The 723-nt window shown below is 53.8% G+C and carries 1 protein-coding gene; it reads right to left on the bottom strand.

Annotated features, from left to right (window positions below):
• Positions 1-392: 392 nt before the first annotated feature.
• On the bottom strand, positions 393-723 hold a 331-nt coding region (locus KVS69_RS18530), incomplete at its 5' end, for a hypothetical protein (RefSeq protein WP_217539448.1).

Here is a 723-nt window from a genome sequence, read left to right as displayed (position 1 = left end):
TTGTTAAAATTCTCCCGCAGTCTGATTGTAGTCTACGAAGGTCGACCTCGCGCCCTGGGTGCGTGACCGAGAGGCTATGGCTACCGGGCTCCATGAAGTTGACCGTCGGTTCGATCAGGTGCCAATTGTTGATGTGACTCACATCGCCCAGAACCCATCGGTCCAGGATAGCCAAGTCCGCCCGCATCAAGTAGCGCTCCATACGACTTCCCTGTCGGCAACTGTAGTCAATTCGTCGCCCCCACTAGCGATCAGACCAAAGCGGAAACGACGCGAATCAACTGCCGGGCGAACTTGAAACCAGCAACGCTTGAGTGATGTGTAAATTTTGGGACAAACACGCAATGTTCCAAGTGTCCCTGTTCCAGGGTCGACGCTGCCACCGTTGGAAGTCACTCGAATAGGAACCCAACCGATAGCCGCTGGGACGCGACATCAAGAGAGAACTCGCAGGCATTCCATGGCGGCCGGCCATTCGTCAAGCCGTTAGAAACGTACCAATTGCGAAGTTCAACAATCAGCTTCATCAGACTCTCGAGGCATTTCCCGTCAGGACTCAACCATTCGACCTCGCCGTCCTTTCGGATAGCGTCTACTTCAAAATCGCACACATCAGACTCAGGCGCCAACCAAGTTCGCATCGTTAGCCGATCGGCGCTAGGCGGAGAAATTCCAGTGAGAATGGATGAGACATCAAGATAGACATCGTCATCGCTACGCATC

This window comes from Stenotrophomonas sp. GbtcB23, from assembly GCF_019091045.1.
GTDB classification, from domain to species: Bacteria; Pseudomonadota; Gammaproteobacteria; order Xanthomonadales; family Xanthomonadaceae; genus Stenotrophomonas; species Stenotrophomonas rhizophila_A.
This window is presented reverse-complemented; position numbering and strand designations above follow the sequence as displayed.